This is a genomic window from Negativibacillus massiliensis (assembly GCF_900148495.1).
In the GTDB taxonomy this organism is placed as follows: domain Bacteria; phylum Bacillota; class Clostridia; order Oscillospirales; family Ruminococcaceae; genus Negativibacillus; species Negativibacillus massiliensis.
In genome coordinates, this window is record NZ_FTRU01000008.1 from 1,369,693 (window position 1) to 1,389,307 (window position 19,615).

At 45.5% G+C, this 19,615-nt stretch carries 22 protein-coding genes and 4 tRNA genes; 10 read left to right on the forward strand and 16 right to left on the reverse strand.

Annotated elements, in window-relative coordinates; translation table 11 throughout:
- Nucleotides 1-14: 14 nt before the first annotated feature.
- The 5 genes from BQ5375_RS12425 to sigG all read right to left on the reverse strand — a co-directional run bounded on the left by BQ5375_RS12425 (nt 15) and on the right by sigG (nt 4,019).
- The gene (locus BQ5375_RS12425) at nt 15-1,301 is read right to left on the reverse strand and encodes an amidase domain-containing protein (RefSeq protein ID WP_076918011.1); all 1,287 of its coding nucleotides are present in this window, start codon (nt 1,299-1,301) and stop codon (nt 15-17) included.
- A 165-nt stretch (nt 1,302-1,466) separates the two neighbouring features.
- Nucleotides 1,467-2,246, reverse strand: coding sequence for a DUF5131 family protein (locus tag BQ5375_RS12430; RefSeq protein ID WP_076918012.1), 780 nt, complete (start codon nt 2,244-2,246; stop codon nt 1,467-1,469).
- A gap of 15 nt (nt 2,247-2,261) precedes the next feature.
- On the reverse strand, nt 2,262-2,630 hold the full coding sequence (locus tag BQ5375_RS12435; protein WP_022131793.1) for a YkvA family protein: 369 nt from the start codon (nt 2,628-2,630) through the stop codon (nt 2,262-2,264).
- A 16-nt stretch (nt 2,631-2,646) separates the two neighbouring features.
- Nucleotides 2,647-3,183 (reverse strand): GNAT family N-acetyltransferase, encoded by a 537-nt coding sequence (locus BQ5375_RS12440; RefSeq protein WP_022131794.1) that lies wholly within the window; start codon nt 3,181-3,183, stop codon nt 2,647-2,649.
- A 56-nt stretch (nt 3,184-3,239) separates the two neighbouring features.
- The gene (sigG, locus tag BQ5375_RS12445) at nt 3,240-4,019 is read right to left on the reverse strand and encodes an RNA polymerase sporulation sigma factor SigG (RefSeq protein WP_022131795.1); all 780 of its coding nucleotides are present in this window, start codon (nt 4,017-4,019) and stop codon (nt 3,240-3,242) included.
- Nucleotides 4,020-4,252: 233 nt separating this feature from the next.
- Here sigG and BQ5375_RS12450 point away from each other — a divergent pair, with 233 nt between their 5' ends.
- From BQ5375_RS12450 to BQ5375_RS12465, 4 genes are all read left to right on the forward strand, one after another.
- A complete protein-coding gene (locus BQ5375_RS12450; protein ID WP_022131796.1) occupies nt 4,253-5,332 on the forward strand; it encodes a 6-phosphofructokinase in 1,080 nt (359 codons plus the stop codon).
- A 110-nt stretch (nt 5,333-5,442) separates the two neighbouring features.
- Complete coding sequence (locus BQ5375_RS12455) at nt 5,443-6,006, forward strand: TetR/AcrR family transcriptional regulator (protein WP_022131797.1); 564 nt, start codon at nt 5,443-5,445, stop codon at nt 6,004-6,006.
- A gap of 70 nt (nt 6,007-6,076) precedes the next feature.
- Nucleotides 6,077-6,520 carry a hypothetical protein gene (locus tag BQ5375_RS12460; RefSeq protein ID WP_022131798.1) on the forward strand — a complete coding sequence of 148 codons (444 nt, stop codon included), beginning with the start codon at nt 6,077-6,079 and terminating at the stop codon, nt 6,518-6,520.
- 19 nt (nt 6,521-6,539) lie between these two features.
- Entirely contained in the window at nt 6,540-7,220 is a 681-nt protein-coding gene (locus tag BQ5375_RS12465; protein ID WP_022131799.1) for a hypothetical protein, read from the forward strand.
- A 73-nt stretch (nt 7,221-7,293) separates the two neighbouring features.
- On the opposite strand, the gene BQ5375_RS12470 is transcribed toward BQ5375_RS12465, so the two are convergent.
- Nucleotides 7,294-7,794, reverse strand: coding sequence for a GNAT family N-acetyltransferase (locus BQ5375_RS12470; protein WP_022131800.1), 501 nt, complete (start codon nt 7,792-7,794; stop codon nt 7,294-7,296).
- Between the two features lie 133 nt (nt 7,795-7,927).
- Between BQ5375_RS12470 and BQ5375_RS12475 the strand changes: the two genes are divergently transcribed.
- The 3 genes from BQ5375_RS12475 (at nt 7,928) to BQ5375_RS12485 (ending at nt 9,586) form a co-directional block, all read left to right on the forward strand.
- A complete protein-coding gene (locus BQ5375_RS12475) occupies nt 7,928-8,374 on the forward strand; it encodes a hypothetical protein (protein ID WP_022131801.1) in 447 nt (148 codons plus the stop codon).
- Between the two features lie 145 nt (nt 8,375-8,519).
- Nucleotides 8,520-8,912, forward strand: coding sequence for a helix-turn-helix domain-containing protein (locus BQ5375_RS12480; RefSeq protein ID WP_083687626.1), 393 nt, complete (start codon nt 8,520-8,522; stop codon nt 8,910-8,912).
- Nucleotides 8,913-8,974: 62 nt separating this feature from the next.
- Nucleotides 8,975-9,586 (forward strand): ImmA/IrrE family metallo-endopeptidase, encoded by a 612-nt coding sequence (locus BQ5375_RS12485; RefSeq protein WP_076918014.1) that lies wholly within the window; start codon nt 8,975-8,977, stop codon nt 9,584-9,586.
- Nucleotides 9,587-9,631: 45 nt separating this feature from the next.
- On the opposite strand, the gene spoIVA is transcribed toward BQ5375_RS12485, so the two are convergent.
- The gene (gene spoIVA / locus BQ5375_RS12490; protein ID WP_076918015.1) at nt 9,632-11,110 is read right to left on the reverse strand and encodes a stage IV sporulation protein A; all 1,479 of its coding nucleotides are present in this window, start codon (nt 11,108-11,110) and stop codon (nt 9,632-9,634) included.
- A gap of 51 nt (nt 11,111-11,161) precedes the next feature.
- The gene (locus BQ5375_RS12495; protein ID WP_159438040.1) at nt 11,162-12,787 is read right to left on the reverse strand and encodes a DUF3794 domain-containing protein; all 1,626 of its coding nucleotides are present in this window, start codon (nt 12,785-12,787) and stop codon (nt 11,162-11,164) included.
- Nucleotides 12,788-12,928: 141 nt separating this feature from the next.
- Between BQ5375_RS12495 and BQ5375_RS12500 the strand changes: the two genes are divergently transcribed.
- On the forward strand, nt 12,929-13,285 hold the full coding sequence (locus BQ5375_RS12500) for a DUF2651 family protein (protein ID WP_022131806.1): 357 nt from the start codon (nt 12,929-12,931) through the stop codon (nt 13,283-13,285).
- A gap of 217 nt (nt 13,286-13,502) precedes the next feature.
- On the opposite strand, the gene BQ5375_RS12505 is transcribed toward BQ5375_RS12500, so the two are convergent.
- The 5 genes from BQ5375_RS12505 to BQ5375_RS12525 form a co-directional block, all read right to left on the reverse strand.
- Nucleotides 13,503-13,578: transfer RNA gene (locus BQ5375_RS12505), tRNA-Gln, on the reverse strand.
- A gap of 51 nt (nt 13,579-13,629) precedes the next feature.
- A tRNA-His gene (locus BQ5375_RS12510) sits at nt 13,630-13,706 on the reverse strand.
- Nucleotides 13,707-13,710: 4 nt separating this feature from the next.
- Nucleotides 13,711-13,787: transfer RNA gene (locus BQ5375_RS12515), tRNA-Arg, on the reverse strand.
- Between the two features lie 6 nt (nt 13,788-13,793).
- Nucleotides 13,794-13,867 (reverse strand) — tRNA-Gly (locus BQ5375_RS12520).
- 77 nt (nt 13,868-13,944) lie between these two features.
- Nucleotides 13,945-14,562, reverse strand: a complete 618-nt coding sequence (locus BQ5375_RS12525) for a 4'-phosphopantetheinyl transferase family protein (protein ID WP_076918017.1) — start codon at nt 14,560-14,562, stop codon at nt 13,945-13,947.
- 106 nt (nt 14,563-14,668) lie between these two features.
- On the opposite strand from BQ5375_RS12525, the gene BQ5375_RS12530 reads away from it, so the two are divergent.
- The gene (locus BQ5375_RS12530; RefSeq protein ID WP_022132790.1) at nt 14,669-15,415 is read left to right on the forward strand and encodes a hypothetical protein; all 747 of its coding nucleotides are present in this window, start codon (nt 14,669-14,671) and stop codon (nt 15,413-15,415) included.
- Nucleotides 15,416-15,526: 111 nt separating this feature from the next.
- Nucleotides 15,527-15,706, forward strand: coding sequence for a hypothetical protein (locus BQ5375_RS12535; protein WP_076918018.1), 180 nt, complete (start codon nt 15,527-15,529; stop codon nt 15,704-15,706).
- Between the two features lie 48 nt (nt 15,707-15,754).
- Here the strand turns inward: BQ5375_RS12535 and BQ5375_RS12540 are convergent, their stop codons facing one another.
- The 3 genes from BQ5375_RS12540 to BQ5375_RS12550 form a co-directional block, all read right to left on the reverse strand.
- Nucleotides 15,755-16,588, reverse strand: a complete 834-nt coding sequence (locus BQ5375_RS12540; RefSeq protein WP_076918019.1) for a sugar phosphate isomerase/epimerase family protein — start codon at nt 16,586-16,588, stop codon at nt 15,755-15,757.
- Between the two features lie 156 nt (nt 16,589-16,744).
- On the reverse strand, nt 16,745-18,478 hold the full coding sequence (locus BQ5375_RS12545) for a protein kinase domain-containing protein (protein WP_143529492.1): 1,734 nt from the start codon (nt 18,476-18,478) through the stop codon (nt 16,745-16,747).
- 182 nt (nt 18,479-18,660) lie between these two features.
- Entirely contained in the window at nt 18,661-19,554 is an 894-nt protein-coding gene (locus tag BQ5375_RS12550) for a hypothetical protein (RefSeq protein ID WP_022131778.1), read from the reverse strand.
- Between the last annotated feature and the right edge of the window lie 61 nt (nt 19,555-19,615).

Below are 19,615 nucleotides of genomic sequence, written 5' to 3' on the forward strand. Positions count from 1 at the left end.
TCTATCCCCTTTTGTTAGTTGCTTCCTAAAATTTTGATCAATACCTGATAAGTATACCCGTATGCGCTGATTGGATAATTCTTCTGATTAGCTGTATTGGAGCAAACAAGATAATCGATTACGTTCCCATCCTCATCGGTCACAACGTCCGTAATCATGACGGCATGATAAAGTTCTTCCTCTCCATATCCGACAATCAAAACATCTCCAACTTCACCTGTATCATAGGAAGCATCCACAATCGCTGCAAGACCGCTTCCCTCATTTTCCCGGGCATAGTTTAAAAATTCGTCGACACCGGACCAGGAAGCGGAACGCCCCTGCATGTTTGGCAGATTGTTCGGCGTATCTCCGTACCATTTCCAGACAGATTCTCCCTGAGTATCCATCGGGATTCCTCCAGCAAGCAGACACTGGGATACAAAGTTCTGGCAATTTCCTCCATTCATCGAATAGTCTGCCCATTCTTCATTTCGGTCCAGTGCCCATGTCTGTGCATATTCTATTGCAGCCTGACGATCATACGAAATCTTGACCGCTGTTTCTTCTTTGTCAGCACCCGCCTGATCTCTGTGCTGGATATTTTGCTCCAGCAGCGCTTTTTTCTCTTCTATTCCCTCCGAGATATTGGCTAAGACCGTCTCCTGCGAAAGCTCACCATTCATATACTGGCGGTGGTCCCCTGTCACAGTCCAGTACAGGCGGTCATTATAATTGACATGGCGGTAAATTTTCCATCCATCATCCGTCTTGCGGAAGCGAAAAATATGGATGATATCCGTCGTAATCGAATCCACCTGCTCAAACTGGGCAAAATTTTGCGTACTGTCTTCCGAAAGCCGCACCGTAATATCCCCATTTTCCTCTTCTTCCATCTCTTCGACTGAAAAGACAGATTGATATCCTGTCAAACTCAAATCTGACTTTTGACTTGAGCGAACCAAAAGCTGATAGCCCAAAATTTTGGTTTCCAGTTTTATCTGTGCCTGCTCGCCGCTTACAAAGATGTCGGGCAGCTGCTCCACTTCTTCTTTTGCAAGGGAATCATAATACCACTTCATATAGAGATTAATCAGCTCTTTTTGTTCCTCCTGCAAATCTCCTGTATCTGCAAAGGTCAGTGTACCCTCAAATTCTTCGGTTATCAACGGCTCATCCTGCAATTGCAGCGACACTTCCTGTGTCTCTTGCTGCAAGGTAGTATCCTCTTTTGCTTGTGTCTGCTGGATATCGGAATGACACCCGCTCAGCAGAAAAATCGTGCATAAAACGGCTGTTATTCTTTTCAATTGGTTGTCCATCTGATCACCTCTTTACTTTAATTTCATCTTATTCCATGGAGTAAACTCCAGGTCAAGATGGATTTTTATAAACTTTTTATGAATGATTTTTCATCCTTATTATATCAGGAGAAGCTGAAACCACTCTGAAATGCAAAAGAAAAAGGAACGCAAATGCGTTCCTTTTTATTCTGATTCTGTTTGGATATCAAAAAAATTTTCTGTTCTCTCAAATGGAGACTTTTTCCCAGGAGGAGTAAAATCAATCCCCGCTGCCTTTGCCTGACTGTGCTGATAGCGTCTTGCAATGCGGTAGCATTTTCCGTCTTTTACCAGCCGTGCACCAGTTTGCATGAAATGAAACGGCACCTGCTTTTCCACACACTGCCGGCGCAGGTCCAGCACCCAGTCATAGTGGCATGGACGAGCTTCCTCACCGGATTCACCTGCTGCCACCACCTCTTCCACCCAATCTCCCAGATAGGGAGAAAGATCGATTGGTCCAAGCAAAGGAGAACAGATAATACTTTTATGCCGGATGGGAGCTTTTTGATAAACCGGCAGCCGGATTTGTGCCTGCCGCTGATTTTCTACCGTACAGCAGATATGTACATTGGAATATCCCTCTCCCCAATCAGGCGGCAAACATTGCTGCAGTCGGGTAATCCTCTTGGTAATCATCAGGAAAAACAGATCCTGACGCCAGCGCATCATCTCCCAGGCACGTTCCCGCCAAGGGTCCGCATCCTCCAAAAAGAAGTCGGAGCTAAAACAGGTATAAACGATGCTGCCCGGTGAAATCACATAGCTTCGATCCCGTTTTCGGCGCATGGGCAGGTCAAAGTCCTTGTTTAAAAAAATCTGTGCCGCATTTTTTCCATGTGCCTGATCAATCCAGTACACATAGCAATTCTGGCAGCCTTCGCTGTATTTTCGGCACCCATGCCACGGATTCCAGTTTGCCATCAAAATACTCCTTTTTTAAAAGAACAGCAGTGTTCCCACAAGCAAAATTAAGATAGCCCAAATCAAAATAATCGGCAGCATATAATACCAGTGCTTTTTCATGCCCTGTTGGTACATCTGCCTTGCCTGCTCCCTGCATCGCTCGAATGTTTCATCTGGGATTAGCTTTAATGTCAGCGCCACCAGAAGGGGCAGCAAAATCAGGTCATCCAGATAGCCAATGACCGGAATAAAATCCGGAATCAGGTCAATGGGCGAAAGCGCATAAATGACCGCTGTTCCCGCCAATATTTTGGCCAAAAATGAGGTATCCTTTTCCTTCATAGCAAGACATAAAGCCGGGATGTCTTCTGCAAGCTGTCTTAATTTTTCCTTTTGTTCCATCAAAAGCTCCCCTCCATCAGCGCAGAGAAAGGACCATGCAATCGGCATCGATCCATTTGTCATTGATCTTCAAAAATCCCGGGAAGGTTCCGTACTTTTGGAAACCAAATTTCTCATACAGGTGGATGGCAGCTGCATTATCACTGCGGACTTCAAGCGAGATAAGTTCCACCTTCGCCTGATTTTTTGCAAAGTCAATTAACCGCTGCATCAGCATAGTTGCAATTCCTTGTCCCCACATGGATTTTTCCACCGATATTCCGATTTCCCCGCGGTGAGATAGCCGCGGCTTTTGAGAGGCTGCAAAGTTTGCTGTACCGACAATTTTTCCATCAGCTTTGGCAACCAGAAAAATTTCTTTCTGAGAATCATATAAGCCTTTGAGGAAGTCCGCTTCCTGCTCCACACTGGCTCCGACTCCTTCTGCACCATAGGTCAGGTTATCGGTCTGTGCCCCGATTGTCTTTGTAAATTCCAGAAGTTCTGCCGCATCTTCCGGACGCGCCCGCTCAACGATAACATGATTGATGATAGCATGGTTTTGATTGTCCATCCCTTTTTGTCGCCTCCCCGATGTTTTTTGTATCATATCACCCTTAAAAGCGGCTGTCAATCCTCCCGCATCTGACCTTTGATCCGTTCCAGCGCACTCTTTTCCAAACGTGACACCTGTGCCTGAGAAATACCGATCTCCTGTGCCACTTCGGTCTGGGTTCTTCCTGCCAAAAAGCGCAAGGTCAGAATCTTCTTTTCCCTCTCTCCCAGAGAGCGGATGGCATCGCGCAGACTGATTTCTTCCAGCCAATCCCTATCGTCATTGGAATCTCCCACCTGATCCATCACAAAAATGGTATCTCCCCCATCTGAATAGACCGGCTCATATAAAGAAACAGGGTCTACCACCGATTCCAGCGCCAGTACGACCTCTTCTTTTTTGCACTCAAGTTTTTTTGCAATCTCCTCGATGGTCGGTTCTCTGCCAAACTCGTGGATAAAGTTTTCCTTTGCCTGCATCGCCCGATAAGCCATATCCCGCATCGAACGACTGACGCGGATTGCATTGTTATCCCGCAAAAAGCGGCGGATTTCTCCCACAATCATCGGTACGCCATAGGTGGAAAACCGAACATCCAGCTCCGGATTAAAATTGTCGATTGCCTTCATCAGACCGATGCAACCGACCTGAAACAGGTCATCAGGATTTTCGCCGCGGTTGGAAAATTTCTGCACCACACTGAGCACCAGCCGCAGGTTGCCGGAAATCAATTCTTCCCTTGCCTGTTTGTCCCCCTGACGGCTTTTTTTGAGAAGTTCAATCTTTTCTTTTTCTTTCAAGACCGGCAGTTTTGAGGTATTGACGCCGCAGATTTCCACTTTATTGCAGTACACATATCCACTTCCCATCTATTTTTCTAAGACTAGTCTGGGAAGCTTTTTGTAGTTTATACCTGTAAAAAATTGGAGTGCATCGCTATCTATCCGTTCACATTTTATAAAATCATTACCTTCTTCTGTCCAGTATTTTACATAGAATTTCGTTGTATTTTGCTTCGTAAAGATTTATACTAGAATTATGAGCAATCAAACGTTTTATGCGTTTTTCAGAAACAGGAGGTAATGTTATGAAAATAGGAATGCTGACAAGCGGAGGCGACTGCCAGGGACTGAACTCTGCGCTGCGCGGTGTTGCCAAATCGCTTTATTTCCGCTTTGGAAAAGATGTTGAAATCTATGGCATTCGCGATGGTTATCGCGGTCTGATCGAGGGTGACCTGAAAAAAATGTCCCCTTCCGATTTTTCTGGAATCCTGACACTGGGCGGAACCATCTTGGGAACTTCCCGTCAGTCCTTTAAAACAATGTGCACCCCAATGGAAGAATATAATGGTAAAACCAAGCTGGACAAAATGCTGGAAACCTATAAAAAGTACAAGCTGGATGCGTTGGTTATTCTGGGTGGAAACGGCACCCACAAAACAGCCAATCTCCTTGCACAAAACGGAGTCAACGTTGTCAGCCTTCCAAAAACCATCGACAACGACCTGTGGGGAACTGACATGACCTTTGGCTTCCAGAGCGCTGTTGATATTGCAACCAATGTCATCGACTGTATCCATTCCACCGCATCCTCTCATGGTCGTGTCTTTATCGTTGAGGTAATGGGTCACAAGGTTGGCTGGCTGACCCTTTATGCCGGCATCTCCGGCGGTGCGGATGTAATATTGATTCCTGAGATTCCATACGATGTAGATAAGGTCTGTGATGTTTTGAAGGCACGTAAGAAAAACGGAAAGCCGTTCTCCATCCTTGCTGTTGCAGAAGGAGCACTTTCGAAGGAAGAGGCAAAACTTTCCAAGAAAGAGTTTAAAGCTGCCCGCGCCAGCATGAAAGAGCCTTCCATCTCCTACCGCTTAGCTAACGAAATTGCTGAGCGCACCGGACAGGAAATCCGCGTCACCCTTCCAGGACATTTCCAGCGCGGCGGCTCTCCATGTGCTTATGACCGCATGCTGACCACCCGCTTTGGAACTGCTGCCGCTGACCTGATTGCAAACAAACAGTTTGGTTACATGGTTGCATTGCGCGACAACAAGGTAGTTCCAGTACCGCTGAGTGAGGTTGCCGGCAAGCTCAAGACTGTTTCCCCTGACTGCGAAGAGGTTTTGTCCGCAAAAGCAATGGGAATTTCGATGGGCATCTAATCATCCCATTATGGCAGAGCATGATTTTACATGCTCTGCTTTTCTTTTTCCTCTTGACAAATACAGCTTTTTTATTTAAAATGAACATTGTTCAGATTGGAGGAATCAGGATGAATACCGTTGTCACATCCAAAGAAATCATTTTGGAGGCAAGCAAAAAGCTCATTCGGGAAGAAGGATTAAATTCGATCAATATTCGCTCGGTTGCTTCTGCCTGTGGGGTATCGGTGGGCTCGATCTACAACTATTTTGATTCCAAATCAGAACTGGTCGCCGCTACGGTCGAAAGTATCTGGAGCGAGATTTTCCACAATTCCGGTCGGCCGTTCGTGTGCTGCTCTTTTGTGGAATATATCGAGTGGCTGTTCGAAAATCTCAAAAAGGGCTATCAAAAGTATCCTGGATTTTTTGCGCTGCATTCGATGAACTTTTCTCAGGAAGAAAAGCCAAGAGGTCAGCAGCTGATGCAAAATTCCTGGCAGGCAATCCTGCAAAATATGCTGCTTGTTCTGCAAAAGGATGTTCTGGTAAAACCAGATGCCTTTGATATAAGCTTTTCTCCCGAGAAGTTTGTGGATTTCATTTTTTCTCATTTAATTGCTGCACTAGTGCGCGGTGATTTTGACAGTTCCACCCTTGTGGAGATGATTCGACGCAGCATTTATCTTTCCTAAAAATCATCCCGAAAATGGGATGATTTTTCTAGAACTTAAAATGAACAATGTTCAGAAAAGGAGTGATTTCATGAAAGTATCCAAAAGGGTTTTGCTGTTCCTAGCAGGAATCGTCTGGACAGCGGCTGGATTTAACGTGCTTCGAATTGGGGTACTTGCCTATCCGCCCTATCTGTCGATACTCAATTTTCTGTTATCTCTGGTAGTGTTTGCACTTTTTTGGCAGTTTGTCTTTGGAAAGCTGGTCAAAAAACACACAGCCAGAATCCTCAGTTATCCTGACATTCCCCACTTTTTCCTAAAATTCTTTGACCGAAAAGCCTTCTTTATCATGGCTTTTATGATTGGCGGTGGGATTGCCCTTCGTCTGTCCGGCATTGCTCCGGAACAGTTTATCGCTGTCTTTTATTCTGGTCTTGGGTCGTCCCTGTTTCTGGCAGGTATTTTGTTTTGGTTTAACTGTCAAAACTACCATACTCTCCTGAAAGCACAACAGGAAAAATCCAACTCTTAAATCAGAAAGGATGAATTTTATGCAGGCAATTGCAGAAACCGTATTTGACATTATCTATTTGACTCTGGTCATCACTGTTGGTATCCAGATGATTTTAAAAAGTCATGGAAACAAACAGTATAAATTGTTCGGCATCATGGCAGTAACTTTGGGAGCTGGTGACGCCTTCCACCTGATTCCGCGTGCACTGGCACTTTGCACCACCGGTCTGGATTCCTTTACTGCGGCTTTGGGAATCGGAAAATGGATCACCTCCATCACTATGACCATCTTTTATGTCCTGCTGTATTATGTATGGCGAATTCGATATAAGATTCAGGGCAACAACACTATCACCTGGATTGTTTACCTGCTTGCTGCTGCAAGAATCGTGCTGTGCATGTTCCCACAAAATGCATGGACACAGGCAGACGCTCCGCTTTCCTGGGGCATTTATCGCAATATTCCGTTTGCCCTGTTGGGACTGCTCATCATCATTTTGTTTTACCGAAGCGCAAAGCAGAGCAAAGACCGCGCTTTTGCCTGGATGTGGCTTTCCATTGTACTCAGTTTTGGATTCTACATCCCTGTGGTACTCTGGGCAGACAGCATCCCATTAATTGGTATGCTGATGATTCCAAAAACCTGTGCCTATGTCTGGGCTGTTTTGATGGGATATTTCGATATGCGCCGTCGTAATCGAAAAGTCACCTCCCTCTAATCTCAAAATCCTGTTAAAATTCCATACAACTGCAACAATAGGAAGACTTGTCTGTTCAAGTCTTCCTATTGTTTTACAGCACTTTTTCCATCAGTGCAACAGTATAGTCACCCTGATCTTTTTCTTCTCCGGTTAAAACAAATCCATTCTTTTTCCAGAAATGCTCGCTCTGCGGATTGGTTTTGACATAGGCAAGTCTTGCTGTCGAGAAGCCTTCCTGTTTGAGGTGTTTGAGCAGCTGACAGATGATTTTGCTTCCTGTCTGCTTTCCCTGCTCCTCCTTTGCAACCATGAACAGACCAATAAACGCTGTATGTGCGTTGGGATAGGCAGCAATCAAGTCCAGCACCGCAATCAATTTTTCTTTTTCCCAGAAACCAACAAAAAACTTATCCTGTTTTTGCTTTCCCGGGGGAAGAACGATCAGATCCTCCTCGGTGTTTTCCAGTGTCGGCTGTGTCTTCATATGTTCAAAATACAATGGATTTCCCTGATAAAGCTGATAGATTTTAGGAACATCCTTCTTACTTAATAAGCTGACCCGATAATCAGAAGACAGGTGTTCTACTTGCACACAAAACCCTCCCTTTTTTCTTTATTATCATGATAGGGATTTTAAACCGTACTGTCAATCCGCCTTTATAAAAACAATTGCCTTTTATGCGCGTACAGTGTTATAATTTTTAAAAAAGCAAAGGAGATTTTTTATGAAAGACCTTGATTCTCTCGACCTGTTTTCCTATCAATGCGGCGTTATTGATGCCTTTAACGAAGTGGTAAAAGCCGGCGTAAAGCGGATTGCTCTAAGTCATCCTGTCAGTACACGAGAAGAGGCTTTGGGCCTTGTTCCATTTTCCGAAAAAATCTGCGCACAATACGGAAACCATTTTTACTTTGATGAAAGCCCGCTGCTCACCGACCTGTTTCCAATTTCCCTCAATAAAGGAAAATTCAATATCATCTATTACCGGAAAGAGGAGGATATTCAGCTTTATCTTTCGCTGAAAGAGAAGAAAAAGCAGCTCATCGAATCCGGCAATTATCATGGACAGGCACGAAAGGAAATCGCTGTGACGTTCGGACAGCTCCTCTCCTATTCTGACGAAGCAATCGAACGTTATCTTGCCGAAAACAAAGAAAAGGAAATTGTCTGATCTTTTCCCTTTTCAAACAGATTTCTCAATTTTTACCCGTCTTTTTGTGTGATTTTGCGCTTGTCTTTTTTCCAAAAATCCGATATGATAAGGTCAGGGACAAAATGTATCCCTTTTTGACACTGACGATCTAAAAGGAGGTTTGATGATGGATATCGTTCTGACACGAATTTTGGAATGTATGGGAAATAAGTACGGCTCCGGCAAAGATCTTGCCGATTTTCTTGGGATTTCCGGTAACGTCATCACCAACTGGAAGAATGGTTCTAACCATTCCTATTTAAAACACCTGAAAAAAATCGCTGAATTTTACAACGTTTCGGAGGATTATCTTCTTGGAAAGACCGACCGCAAACACCGTCTGCCGGCACCGGAAGATATCGAGGATTTTCTCTCTGATCCGGATCTTGTCATGTTTGCGCGCCACACCCAGAAAATTCCGGAGGAGGACCGCAAACGCATCTTAAAAAATTTCAGCGACACCATTGACATCTATCTCAAAGCAATGGGAATTGAAAACAGCGATTCCTCAAAATAACGTTTGTTTTGCAAAATCACACAAAAACTTTTGATTGAGAATTGAGAAAGCAAGGGATTTTTTTGCTAAATTTTGCCCGCCCCCAGCAGCTTGCCATCAAGCTTCTGCTGCGCCAGAACATCACTTCCATCCGGACGGACCCGTTTCATCTTAATTGCAACGGCACCATTCTGGTCGATTCCATCCAGCACTATGCCAGCTGCGTTGGATTGTCGCCGGAAGATTTCATGTCGGAATCCGCCAAGGACTGCGTTGTTCTGCAAAAAGGGCCGCTCTATCTCATCCTTTACAACAATTTTATCCTTTGCTCTGCCCGAAAACGATGGTCGGTCGCCCATGAAATCGGTCATATCTGCTGTCGACACACCAGCGATGGACCTGCAGAAGAAGCGCAGGCAAACGCCTTTGCTGCCAGTCTCCTGGTCCCTTCGATCGTAGCGGAGGAACTGGTGCGCCGCAAGGTCGTGCGTTCTCCAAAAGATCTTTGTGGGATATTCGGAATTTCGGTTCAGGCAGCAGAGCTTCGCTATCAGGAACTGTTTTGTCACCCCAAAACAGCACTGGAACAGGAGCTGCTTGACCGCTATCTTCCGGTAATTGAGGAAGAAATTCATGGCCCCATGATCTCGATCCCTCACCGCCCCACCTTTGAGCATGCCCCCGTTATTTTATAGGCAACAAAAATCCCGAAAGCAGGAAAAACTGCTCTCGGGATTTTTTTACAGAATAATGCAGATCAGCCCATTGCACCCTTCGTTGATAATGCGTTCGATGGTCTCCTGCATCCGGATTCTTGCATCGGCGGGCATACGGTAAAGCTTGTTGTGCAAACCTTCGTTGACCAGCTCATGCAACGATTTTCCGAAAATGTTGCTGCCCCAGATCTTCTGCGGGTCATCCTCGAATTCCTGAAGCAGGCTCATAACCAGCTCCTCGGACTGTTTTTCGCTTCCCACAATCGGGCTTACCTCTGTGGTGATGTCCGCGCGCATCATGTGGATGGACGGTGCAGAGGCTTTCAGCCTTACGCCATATCTTCCGCCCTGTTTTACAATCTGAGGCTCTTCCAGGCTCAGTTCTTCCAGCGAAGGCATCACGATACCATATCCGGTCGCTGCGACCTCCTCCAAAGCGCCTTTGACTTTATCATATTCCTTTTTGATGCGGGCAAGGTTACAAAGACAAGGCAGTAAGCCTTCTTCTCCGCCGATTTCCAGTCCGGTAGCTTCCCCAAGGATATCGTAAAAGAGGTTTGGTTGAACGGTGATGGAAAGCATGACCTTTCCATGCCCTAAATCCATTCCAGTTACCTGCGCCTGTGAAATATACTCGCAGTTTTTGATTTCTCCTAGTTTCTCTGCTACATGATTGATTCGGTGAATCTCACCGCAGGAATTACAGATTGCCTGATACAGAGCATCTTTAAGCCAATGTCCCTGTGCAAGTGAAAGAATCCAGCGTGGAATGTTCACCTTGATTTCCTTAATTGGGAATTCCATCAGCACACTGGACAGAATATGGCGGATATCCGTTTCGGTCAGGTCCAGACAGTTCACTGCAAGAACTGGAACGCCATATTTTTCCTGCATCTGTTCTGCCAATTCTCTAGATTGAGCGGTGTTTGGATTTGCGCAGTTAAGCAATACTGCAAATGGTTTTTCCAGTTCCTGAAGTTCCCGGATTACCCTTTCTTCTGCTTCCTCATACTCTTCCCTTGGGATGTCGCTGATTGAGCCATCCGAAGTGACCACCAGTCCAATGGTGGAATGTTCCTGGATGACCTTCTGTGTCCCGATTTCAGCTGCCATGTTAAATGGAATTTCCTGATCAAACCACGGTGTCATGACCATGCGCGGCTGTTCATTTTCCACATAGCCCAGCGAACTTGGAACAATATATCCCACACAGTCTATCATGCGGATATTGAGCTTTGCATTGTTGTCCAGCGTAATCCGAACTGCTTCCTCCGGGATAAATTTAGGCTCCGTGGTCATGATGGTCTTTCCTGCTGCGGACTGCGGAAGCTCATCGATTGCTCTTTCCCGGAAAAACTCACTTTCGATATTTGGGATTACGAGGTTTTCCATGAATTTTTTGATAAAGGTCGATTTTCCGGTCCGTACCGGTCCGACCACTCCGATATAAATATCACCGCCCGTTCGGTTGGCGATGTCACTGTAAATATTACGGCTATCCATCTGCTGTCTCTCCTCCTTTTATTCTCTTCACCGATTGGTTTCGGCTCTTTTTTAGTGGGACAAAATCGGAATCAAAAGCATCTCCCGTTTTGAAATACTTCCACTTTCACCCAGTTCCACCTGACTGTTTGACTCCATTACCGACTGCATTGCAGTATGATAGCGTTTGGCAATCTCCCACAGATTTTCTCCTGCATCCGCATAATAGATGGTGAGGGAACAATCATCCTCCCGTTCAACGGGCTTGGTCTGGTCTACCTCAATATCACCCATCACGCAGCATCGTTTTAATCCTGCAAGACAGCCATGCACCATAACCTCGCAGCGTACCTGAAGATTTTCTCCATTCCGGTTGTAGTCAAAACTCTGTACCGATACCTGCGGGAAGAAAATCAGTTTCATCTGCTCCTGCAGATCATGCAGTGGAATCTTGATCTCCATATCTTCGGTTTTATCATAAAACTGGACTGCTCCCTCCTGATCCAGCGCCAGCAGACACAGATTCAGTTTCACCGCAACAACCACCGTTTTTTCCTGTGTTTCGTCGCTTTCTTCCTGTCGAATCGATGTTCCTTCTACACTTCCCCATCCGCTGATGATGTTCTCAATACCATCCGGCAGCTCGATTTCTCCCTTATACATTGATCTTTGTTCTACTGCATCCAGCATGCTCAAGAAGTTGGCTGCCTGTGTTTTTCCTTCACAGGCATATCTGGTAGAATAGCAGTCATCTGCAAGACATACCTGTGTCTTTCTGCAGACCTGAGCATTCATGACCACCTGTGCTCTCAGCTGGAATAACGTATTTTCTCCATCCTGGTCTGCGATTGGAGAGAGCTCATACTCACAAACCGAATACCCTGCCAGACAGTTGCAGCTGTCATCCGCTCCGGGCGCATCGATTACCCCGCTGATGGGAAGACTGTACTCCATCTGTTCCACATTGTTTCTGCCGTTTTCTGACTGGTTGGGTGTGTACAGAATCTGGATATTCAGCTGACCTTTCGTAATGATCTTTCCTGAAATCAGCTTACAGTCGTTCATCACTGCACAGACACGTGAAGAAATCAGGTTTCTGACCGCAGGTTTTCCGCTTGCAAGTTCCAGTTCCTCGTTAACCTCCATGATATCTCTGCTCTGGGTGACAAAGCTGTTTTGTTCCAATGTTTTTTTGCGCAGCTGGATTCCCATTGGATTTTCTGTATCATCCACTGCATCGGTAACCGCCTGCATCTGCATACAGCTCACTGCACAGATCTTATAGCTCAGTGATGCCCGCAGCTCCATTCTGCGCTTGCTGACAGCGCGGCAGTTGCAGTAGCAAGAATCCTTCATCAGAAAGACAAGCACCTGATCTGCTTCCTGCTTTAAATCCAGCTTTTTGGTATAGGGAATCTTATAGTCGATGCTTCGCATCCGCAGTTCCCCGCCGGACGATGTGCCGGAGCCGTCTTCTCCCAGATACAGAATATGAACACTGCACACTCCTTCCAGACAAAGCTGTCTTCCCTGCGTATGGGTTGATTTTACACAGGAATCCAAAGAACATTTGAGAATTTTCACAATATCAGGGCAATAATCCGGCAACATAATGTCAGCTTCTAGCGGTACCTCTGCCATCGAATCGAACACCGTTTCATTTACGCCGACTGCCTGCCTCGTTGCATTACATTCCATAATCATAACCTCTCTTTCTTTTTGTGTGCACCTTTTTCTCTACCCAATGTTATGAATGTTTTGTCCCTAATATGCAGACGATTGCAAGCTTTCCCCTGATATGTTATACTTATTTTCAAATACTGAAAGTGAGGAATTCCCATGAAAAACCCTAAAATCATGATTGACTGCGCTCTTGGAACGCTGACAGCCTTTTTTGCTTTCCCCATCATTATGCTGGCCGTTCCATCCGTTACCTTTTTATCTTTGACCCTGCTCTTTATCTTTCCGGTACTGAGTTTTATCTGCGGCATTCTCTGCGGCAAAGAAAACGGTTTCCAGATTTATTATCCGCTTTTGGTCGGCATCTTTTTTCTGCCAACCGTCTTTTTATTCTACGATACCAGTGTCTGGCCAATGATGATGTTTTATATGGTAATCGCTCTGGCAGGCGTTGCAATTGGTCATTTTATCAATGTCCGCTCGTCTGGCAAGCGTCCAAATGGAAGATTAAAATAAAAAAAGCCTGATAAGAGATCAAAAAGATTTCTTATCAGGCTTTTTTTATTTTTTAAAGAAATTACTCTGAAGCGCTTGATTTTTGATGATTGACAGACATCTTCACTACTGATATTCGGACACACGTGTCGTCAAAGTGTCGTCAAAAGTTTTTCTATATTTAAAAATAAAACCCCAGCAAACCGCATGATTAAGCGATTTATTGAGGTTTCAGATTTGGCTGGGCTGGCGGGATTCGAACCCACGGGATGCAGGAGTCAAAGTCCTGTGCCTTACCGCTTGGCGACAGCCCAATATTCAGGTTAGATATAGAAAAAAGGCTTTTAAATAAAAGCCTTTTTTCATGGGGTGGGTAGTGAGAGTTGAACTCACGACCTCCAGAGCCACAATCTGGCGCCCTAACCAACTAGGCCATACCCACCATATGGCGCGCCAAGAGAGACTCGAACTCCCGACCTACTGCTTAGAAGGCAGTTGCTCTATCCAGCTGAGCTATTGGCGCATTTTATGGAGCGGGTGATGGGAATCGAACCCACGCGACCAGCTTGGAAGGCTGGGATTCTACCATTGAACTACACCCGCATTTATCTTTGTTATCTCTGCTCGGCATCGCCGTCACTCGACAACGTAGATTATTATACATGATGATGTTTTATTTGTCAAGCATTTTTCCAATATTTTTTTAAAAATATTTTTCCTTCCAAAAAGACTTCCATTTCCACCCTGTCTTGCCTATCCGTTATACAGGAAATACGCCATTCTTCATCCGGCACGCAAAAGCTGAAGGCACTGCACCCTGTATCGCTGCATCGGATGTCTCCGTTTTCTTCTATCCAAAATTCCACTGCCGGCATCTTTGCAAGCCCCAGTCCGGTCCATTTGGCATAACTTTCCCGCAAGGTCCATATCCGTGCAAATCCGCTATCCTCATGTTCCCGCACCCAGTCTTGCTCCTGTTGTGAAAACATTCTCTTTGCAACCTTCCAGCTTTCCCGCAATGCGTCCTCAATATCCACGCCGACTTCCCCTTCGTATATCGCTGCTACCGCTACTGCTTTTTTTGTCTTGCTGGTGTGACTGATCGAAACGCCGATATGACTTCCCTCAAAAAACGGTTTTCCATTAGAATGTTTTTTGAGCATCACGCCTGACCGTTCCAATTTTTCCCTGGTTTCTCCTGTAAAGGAGCACAAAGCTTCCCAGGCAGCCTGTCTTCCCAATTCGCTCAGTGTGGCATCCTGCCTGTCTGTTTTAAGCCATATAACAACTCGTTTCATTTTGCTTCTTCCCCTCTTTTCCTAAAAATGCCCTGTTTCGACGTTTACAGACAATTTCAGTTATGATACAATAAGAATTGATATTATCTGGAAAGGTGGAATCCTAATGAGGATGAAAAAAATCTTATTGACTGCGCTGCTTGCCTGTCTGGTACTTCTTGGCGGATGTTCCCGTCCTGCTTCGGATCATCCTGATGACAATGAGGATCCATCTCCTGTAACAGAAAATCAGGAAGAGGAATCTTCTGAAACTCCTCAGGAAGAAACCGATGATTCTCCATCTGATGAAACTTCTTCGGAAGAAAATGAAGAAGATCAGAAAGAGGAAAACGAGGACGAAGAATCCAAGGAAGAATCGTCCGACTCCGAAAATCCGGAAGACAATTCCTCTCAGGGATGCTACAAAATTTTTGACAGCGGATTTGAGATCACCGTTGAGGACCCATTCGTTGTTTATTATGATCCTCTCTCCAACAATATGACCGTCACCATCCCGGATGACCCATCCAGCCGCGGATATATCTTCTATGATACCTCCGAACAGAGTATGACCCAGCTGGAAACCACCGTAAAATCGCTGGAATCCGCAAGTGAAGCCGACCCTACCATCACCAACATGACAAAGGATGTTGATGAACAGGAAAACGGTATGTTCTCGATGACCTTCACCTATTCTGCTGGCGCTAACGAGGGCAGCGCTGCCGGATTCTATTTTATCCACTATCAGACAACCGAAAATGGCGTCATCAACGTAAACCTGTTTACAACCCGCTCCAGCAACTCCGAAAAGATTCTGGAATTGATCGATTCGATTCAGCCTGCCACCGAAAATGCTGTGGAATATTCCGAATAAAGACGCTTTTCTGCGACAACTTTCTCCGGTCCTTTCTGTTATACTATCATAACAGAAGGGACTTTTCTTTGTGTCTAAGGTTAAAATTGTGTTTTTCAGGAGGGGTTACTGATGAAATCCGCACTTACTTTATTGATGATCGTTTCTGTTCTGTCCGCTTTTTCACCAAAACCAGTACAGGCCACACCCAAAGAATCGCTGTCTTTGCCGCAGCAAACCATGCCGAAAGAGGAGGAAGATTCATTTTATACTCCCTTTTCCGGTGTGCTGACCTGCTTTCTGGCTGATTAACCTCTGATTGCGAAAAACTCCGCATGAAAAAATCATGCGGAGCTTTTTTTATTTCTCATTTTCCACTTCTGCGAGCAGAGTTTCCATATAAGTCTGGAAATGATAGAAGATTACATCCGGATCTTTTAATTCTGGACGCCATCTCTTTAACCATTCCAGTGTCAGATAGCCATCATAGCCCATACGATAGAGTTCGCGCACTGCATCAAATACCGGCAGATCTCCCAAGCCCATCATACGGTATTCGGTTTCTCCGTTTTCGGTAACAACCGAATCCTTCACGTGAACGTAACGGATCTCTTTTCCCAGATTTGCCACGGTCTGTTTTGGTGTCTCCTTGCAGTGACGGTATGGATGCTGGATATCCCAAAGAACGCCGCGGGTTTCTTCATCTGCACCGGCAATAAACTGCGCCATTTTGACCGAGTCAGAGAGCAGTCCGCAGGTTTCAATCAATACTCGAACCTTTTTATCTCTTGCGTAGTGACACAGCTCCTGATAACGTACCTTTGCTGTTTCCAAATCTGCCTGGATTGGCTGTGGGTTCAAGGTCAGCAGAACACGAACAAATGGGATTTCATTTTTTGCGGCAAAGTCAATCTGATCTTTTGCCTGCTGCATCTGAAGCTCGCCCTTTTCACTTCCCGGTTTTTCTCCCAGAGTAACCGAAGAAGCGATCATCGGAATCTCAATACCGGACTGGTTGAGCTGGCGACGGGTTTCTTCCAGATGTTCTTCATCAAAAATTGTTATCTTCATCGGGTCGATCTCGTTGGCGACGCCACGAATCTCGATACCGTCAATCCCCATATCCTTTGCAGTCCCTAGAATTTCTGCCCAGTCCCACTGAGGACAGCCTAATGTCGAAAAACCTAACTTCATCGTCAAAGATCATTCCCTTCCTGCATTTTCTTACACAGTTTCTGCTAATTTTCATTCGCACTTTATTGTATCACATATCATTTCTAATTTCAATCGTTGCCGCAGTCGCTTTTACAAAAAAAGAAAGGAAAGTCTGAGACTTTCCTTAAATAAACCCTATTCTGTACTCTTTTTCTTGATGACCTTCCGGTCAGAGCTCTTCTGGCTCAGGACCTCGACACCCTCGTCTTCCTCTTCTTCCGGTTCTTCTTCCGGTTGTGTTGTTTCCGGCTGCTCAACTGCAACATACAGCAAAATGGTATCGCTGCTGTTTTTGCTCAGCTGTGTCCCTGCCGGAGGATCGGTGCGGAAAATCTGTCCTGGTTCCACCGAAGTGTTATTTCCCTGAACAACCATCCACTGTTTTCCCATCCCTGACAGGATCTGGATTGCCTCTTCCAGTGTCTTTCCGGAAAGCTCAGGAAGCGGTTCATTTTCCGGTCCCTTGCTGACATGCAGTGTTATCGTCGTTTTACGGCTGATTGCAGTCGAGGAAGAAAGCGACTGGTCGCAGATGGTTCCCGCTGCAAAGTTATCGTTATATTCTTCCACCGTTTCAAAATAATACCACTGCTCATACTTGGTATTATTTAAAACATCGGAGGCTTTTTTCCCTACAAAATTTTCGACCTTATGAGACACTTCTTCCGGTTGTGTCTGTTCTTCCTGCGGAGTGTCATTCTGATCCTCTTCCCCTTCCAGGGAATAGTCCCGGGAAAGTGCTTCCCAGGTGCTGTTAAAATATCGATACATCTTTGGCACACCCACAACCAGAACCAGCAATGTCGCAGCCATCGTAATCAACAGGTAGACACTTCCTGCCTTTACACGGGAAGCCTTATCCTCTTCTGCCTGCGGCAGATGCACTGTGTTGTGGTTTGATGTATCTTCCACCCGAAACACTGCTGTGTTAGAAGAGACTGTTTCCAGAAGCTTTTCTAAAAGGCCGTCCACACTTTCATAGCGGCGGGTTCGGTCCGGCTGCATTGCTGTTTCCAGAGCCTCAGAAACATTCTCCGGGATGTCTGCATCCAGCTCAATTGCAGGAGTCAAAGGTTCTTGCTTTTTCATTCCGGATGCATCCAGCATGCTGCCCGCGTCCGGAGGAACCTTACCTGTCAGGACACGGTAGGTGACCGCAGCAATGGAATAAACGTCGGTCCAGCTTCCCTGCCAGCTTTCCAGATGATACTGTTCCGGAGCGGAGTAGCCTGAGAACAGCTCTGAATCCAGCTCTCCCTGTGCGGTACGGATCTCGGAAAGGGAAAAGCCGCTCAGATACGGGTTCAAATTTTGATCCAGAAAGATATTCTGCGGGCTGAGTCCCTGATGGGTGATTCCTCTCTTATGAAGATGAGATAGAGCGTTATAAAGCGGCATCAGATAACGTTTTGCCCGGCACCAGCTTTCCTTTCCGCCCTGCTGCTGCAGATGTTCTTCCAGTGTTTGCAGCCCCAAATATTCGCTCACCACATAGACGGTGGCGTTCTGCTCAAAAATCTGGATGATCGGGATGAGGCATGGATTTTCCTTTTCTCCCGCCAGTGTCTGATACAAATCCATAAAGGAAGCCCGAAAATATTTAAACTGCGTCTGGCAGTTTGGCAGCGGTTCAACGGTACAGCCGTCTTCGCACCGTCTTGCCATACGAAACGGAAAAAACTCCTGAATCCGAACTGTATCCCCAATCACGCAATCCTGCGCCTGATAGGTGATACTCTGCCCGTTATGTGAAATTTCTTCAACGATACGATATTCCCCTACGCGGCTGCCTTTTGCAAGAGGAGCCCAATCCTGAGAACAGGAGACCTGCTGACTTATTTTGTTTTCTTTGTCCAATACTGTTCTCACCTCCAGACTCCTATTAATGTAGTATCACTATAACAGCATTGCGTCCACTTGTCAAGTCATCCTTTAAAATTCCCGATGAAAAAGCGGATTTTTAAGTTTTCGCAAACAACTTTCCTCTTTTTAAAGCCCATCATTGTGCACTTTTTAAAGCGAAATCCCTATTTGTAAATTTTTACTCAATATTATTTTACTACTAATCTCTCCTCTTTGTAAAGATGGTCTTCCAGGCAGATTTTGCAAAGTGTCACCTTTTTTGCCTGTGTTGATTTCAGAACCGATTCCAAAATCAAAAGCTGACAAAACACCTTCTGTGGGAAAATACCGCTTGCCTGTTCTAAAACCGGCATCCAGTGCAGAGATGGATTTCGCAAAAAACGCAGGATACTGCCCAGCTGTTCCTGTTCTAACACTACACCCTCTTTGTTTTTGTCCATGCTGCCGGAAAGCAGCAAAACAAATCGATGCAGTCCATCCATTCCCGCTACCCTGATTTGAGATACTCCACCGCGATGCAGTGTCGGGATAGAAGAAAAAATATCCCTGATTTCTCTTCTTAATTCTTCTTCCTCCATTCTGTTTGGAATGATTCCGGAATATCTCTGGGCAACACTTCTCCATCCGATAGGAAAGCTTTGCTCTGTCCCTTCCTGTGCGTCCATCATAAAAATCTGTGTACTCAAATCCGAACTAAATACTCCAACGGTATCATCTTTTTGCGATGTTTGCATCATACCAGACTTCGCTGCCTGTGCCTGACGAATTCCAGAAACAGTTTGTACTGGCATTCCCAGACTCTGTTCCAGTTCCCTTCTGAAATCATCCGGCTGATATCGAAGCAGTCCATATCCCACACAAACTGTCTGATCGCACAGCAGCTTCTGTGATAATTCCATCATTTTGCCCGCTTCCATCAGCAGTTTCTCCCGATCAACCTGATCACGTTTTCCCAAAAAGTCTTCCTGTGTTTCTTTTCGGTACAGGCAAAAAGACTTTCCCTCTCCATCCTGTTCCATCACCGACAGCACCATTTTGTCCGTATATATCCCAATTCTTGCTACTCTGGTTTCCTGTGTCATGTCATTTCCTCCTGATTCATCAATTCATTCCTAGTCTTTCCAGCCTGCCGCATTTTAATCA